Here is a 4026-nt window from a genome sequence, read left to right as displayed (position 1 = left end):
CGCGAATAAATTCAGGATACTAATAATGGAAACTACAGACACAACGCAAACAAGTTCAACACCTTTCCCAAATATTCCCCCAGTTATTGAAAGTAACGACAGTGAGTATCTTGATACCGGTGTACCCAGTACAGTTGCGATCGCAGGACATCCCCTGCATCCCCTGAGTGTAATCTTTCCCATCGCCTTTTTAGCCGCCGCCTTAGGAAGTGATATTGGCTACTGGTTAACTCATGATTTCTTTTGGGCTAGGGCTTCGCTATGGTTAATCGGACTCGGATTAGCTGGAGGGCTCCTAGCAGCAGCGATCGGCCTGAGCGACTTTTTCAAAATTGAACGAGTTCGCAAGCGCACCGCAGGTTGGGCGCATTTGATACTTAACGTTTCGCTACTAGTTTTATCACTCGTCAACTTTCTGCTGCGTTTGGGCAATCCTGAGTCCCGAATAGTACCTTGGGGACTGTTACTATCGCTCATTGTCGGTACACTGGTTAGCCTTTCCGGTTGGTTCGGTGCCGAACTCTCTTATCGCCACAAAATCGGTGTAGTGGGTGCTGGTAGTAGAAGATATCCATAACCAAATAATTCCTAATTAGGGACTTCCAACAAATAAATTAGCCAATATTCTGGGGTGACAACATGAGCGCCTTTGACTACGCGTCCTCGTGTCGCTATTGGTGTCAACTTCAGAAAAAATCTGCTTTGAGAAGACGTTTTACCCTCATCCCCTAACCCCTTCTCCCAAATTGGGAGAAGGGGAACTGGAGAATTTGCTCCCCTCTCCCAATTTTGGGAGAGGGGCTGTTCTTGTGAGTGTCAAAGCTCGAAAGCTTGCCAAGCCTAACTTCTAAGTTAAGTTGACACCAATGTCGTGTCGCCCACGCCACAAAAAGTAGTTGAGTATTTTTTATTTGTAAGTCCCTTAACATTCAATATTACGAATTATTGAGAAACGACCATGCAAAGGCTAAAATTTTCCTTAGTCTTAAGTCTCTAGAAAATGCGCCAAAACCGTAACCAAACAATATTTATTATTCTTTCTGTGCTCATCGTTGTACCGATGGGCTTTTTGTTTAAGTATTATAGTGGGCCTGCCCATGAGTGGTTTAATGACTACGGAGCCGCTATATTTTACGAAATATTTTGGTGTCTGTTCGCATTTTGGTTTTTCAGAAGTTGGGCGGCGGTAATCCAAATTCCTATATGGGTTTTTGTGATCACCTGTATACTAGAATTCTTGCAACTTTGGCATCCACCACTATTAGAGCAAATTCGCGCCACCTTGATAGGTAAATTGTTACTTGGTACTACCTTTGTTTGGTGGGATTTTCCTCATTATGTATTGGGTTCCATTTTAGGCTGGTTGTGGCTGCGACAATTACACGAAATAAAAACATGACTAACCTGATTGAATACGAACAAGCCAGCGACGAAGTACGTGCAGTATATGACGACATCCGCGCCACACGCCAGAATGACTATATCAATAACTTTTGGAAAGCTATAGCCAATCATCCGTTTACCTTGCAACGAACTTGGCAAGCGGTGAAGGAAGTGATGACTAGCCCTGGTGAGATTGATCCACTGATGCGCGAACTAATTTACATCGCCGTGAGTGCGACGAATGGCTGTGAGTACTGCATTGCCTCGCACACAGCATCAGCGCGTGCCAAGGGGATGAATGATACCATCTTCGGGGAACTAATGGCGATCGCAGCCACTGCCAACATGACCAATCGCCTCGCCAACGGCTATCAAATTCCGGTGGACGAGAGGTTTAAGACGTAGGAGTGTAGCCTTGTCTATCCCTGCTTAAAATAAGGTTTAACAAAATTATTAACTATGCCCAAGGTTGAGATTAACGGGATTGACTTGTTCTACGACATCAAGGGAACCGGTGAGCCTTTGCTATTAATAGCTGGCTTCCTTTGTGATCATGTTTATTGGTCGCTGATTATGCCATCGCTGATTTCGCAATATCAAGTTATTCGCTTGGACAACCGAGGTATGGGGCGAAGTTCTGCTCCCGAAACCCCCTATAGTCTCAAACAAATGGCTAGCGACGTTGTAGCATTGCTCGATCACATTGCGATCGATAAGGTGCATCTAGCAGGTCATTCAATGGGTGGTCAGATAGCCCAAGAGCTAGTCTTAGCACATCCTGAAAAGATACAAAGTCTGATGCTACTTTCATCTTTGGCAAAGGGTGATGCATTATTCAATAGCATCATTGAGACTTGGGGCGACCTTGGCGGTAATGTAGACCTGAAACTTTATGAAAAAGTTATATTACCCTGGATATTTACAGATACGTTCTACTCGATTCCTGGGATGATCGAAAGTCTGATCGAATTTGCAATCAAATATCCTTTCCCGCCTGCGACTCATTCACTCTATCATCACAGCCGAGCTATACTTAACTTTGACACAATAGACCGCCTTCAAGAAATTCATTGTCCTACCCTAGTTCTAGTTGGTAAACAAGACATTCTTACCCCGCTAAAGTTTTCCCAGCAACTTGCTCAAGGCATTCCCAAAGCTGAACTTGTAGTTCTCGATCGTGGTAGTCATGGCTTCTTAGTTGAGTCGCCGGATACTGTGGTTTCAGCTATGCTTAACTTCCTGTGGAAATTGAAGCCAGCTTAGACTATAGACATCTCCAGAAATTAAATATTTATGCGTTATACCATTTCTTTGTGAGGCTGTGCCAAACCCTTTTAACTTCATTTCTTTCTTTGTGTCCTTTGCGTCCCAATACGGTTCGGTTAAGCCCAAAAAATAAAAATGTGTAGGTTGGGTTGAGGAACGAAACCCAAAAGTTGTAGGGTTTGTTGGGTTTCACTTCGTTCAACCCAACCTACAAATATTCTTAACCGAACCGTATTGCTTTGCGTCCTTCTCTGCGAGACGCTGCGCGAATGCGGTTCGTTTTTCTTTCTTGCACTTACAGCTATTTTCAGGTAAATAGACCACGCGGTAGGGGCACAGAAAAAGCTCATGCGTGTCAACTTAAGAAAAAATCTGCTTTGAGAAGGCGTTTTGCCCTCATCCCCTAACCCCTTCTCCCAACTTGGGAGAAGGGGAACTAGAGAATTTGCTCCCCTCTCCCAATTTTGGGAGAGGGGCTGTTCTTGTGAGGGTCAAACCTCGAAAGCTTGCCAAGCTTAACTTCTACGTTAAGTTGACACGCATGAGCATTGCTGTGCCCATACGACAGATGTGGTTCAAATACATGAAAACTGCTGTAAATATGGTTTAGCGCATCTTCATAGAGAATTGGTATTATTTGAAATCCTTGTAGAGACGCGAAATTGTACTTCGTCCCGCTTCGCTAACGCGTCTCTACATTCTTTTTAACTCCTAAAGCAGGTCTATCTTGAAACCTGTAGTTCTTTGGTGATCAAAAGGATTTGCCCTCATTCCCCAACCCCTTCTCCCAGATATGGGAGAAGGGGAGCCAGAATTTCAAAATCCCTCTCCCAGATATGGGAGAGGGATTTAGGGTGAGGGCGAAAACTACGGTTCTCAACTTAGATGAGGTTTATGTCTAATGTAATTAAAATATTCAGCGAGTTTCTAATTTAGAAACTCGCTCCTCTAATTTATTTACTTGTTGCTTCAATTCAACCACTAAAGTTGCCAGCCGATCAAACATCCGATCTTGCTGTGATAAGTTTCCTTTAGAACCAGTTGACTGTCGTGGGGTAAGTCTTGTTCTTGAGGATGGAGACTGGCGGCTTTGACCGAGTTGAGACTCTATCTGATTTAACCGCGACTCCACACGATTAAAGTCCGCTTCCAGATTGTTGATGCGGGACTCCACTTGCTGCGATAAAGCAGTTTTGGCAAATAACCCGCCCCAGATAATTGTTACTAAAATCCCAGCAAATATTAGCACCTGGATTTTTTTCATGTCAATACTCTGTAGACACTTCACTTATTGTAAATTAAAGGGTTTAAGTCTACACGTAGTTTCAGTTACCCTGCCGGAAGCAAGCTACAGTCCTTCCCTGCGGGACGCTACGC

At 44.0% G+C, this 4026-nt stretch carries 5 protein-coding genes; 4 read left to right on the top strand and 1 reads right to left on the bottom strand.

Annotated elements, in window-relative coordinates:
• Nucleotides 1-25 precede the first annotated feature (25 nt).
• The 4 genes from ACYTXL_RS15665 (at nt 26) to ACYTXL_RS15650 (ending at nt 2646) form a co-directional block, all read left to right on the top strand.
• A complete protein-coding gene (locus ACYTXL_RS15665; protein WP_461925539.1) occupies nt 26-577 on the top strand; it encodes a DUF2231 domain-containing protein in 552 nt (183 codons plus the stop codon).
• Nucleotides 578-1000: 423 nt separating this feature from the next.
• Entirely contained in the window at nt 1001-1399 is a 399-nt protein-coding gene (locus ACYTXL_RS15660) for a ribosomal maturation YjgA family protein (RefSeq protein ID WP_461925538.1), read from the top strand.
• A complete protein-coding gene (locus ACYTXL_RS15655) occupies nt 1396-1788 on the top strand; it encodes a carboxymuconolactone decarboxylase family protein (RefSeq protein WP_461925537.1) in 393 nt (130 codons plus the stop codon). Before ACYTXL_RS15660 ends, ACYTXL_RS15655 begins: the two co-directional genes overlap by 4 nt.
• A gap of 54 nt (nt 1789-1842) precedes the next feature.
• Nucleotides 1843-2646 carry an alpha/beta fold hydrolase gene (locus tag ACYTXL_RS15650; RefSeq protein ID WP_461925536.1) on the top strand — a complete coding sequence of 268 codons (804 nt, stop codon included), beginning with the start codon at nt 1843-1845 and terminating at the stop codon, nt 2644-2646.
• A gap of 919 nt (nt 2647-3565) precedes the next feature.
• Here the strand turns inward: ACYTXL_RS15650 and ACYTXL_RS15645 are convergent.
• Nucleotides 3566-3913 (bottom strand): hypothetical protein, encoded by a 348-nt coding sequence (locus tag ACYTXL_RS15645; protein ID WP_461925535.1) that lies wholly within the window; start codon nt 3911-3913, stop codon nt 3566-3568.
• Nucleotides 3914-4026: the final 113 nt, after the last annotated feature.

This window comes from Nostoc sp., from assembly GCF_054880495.1.
The sequence above is the reverse complement of the archived record's forward strand: the minus strand, read 5'-3'. Positions and strand labels throughout refer to the sequence as shown.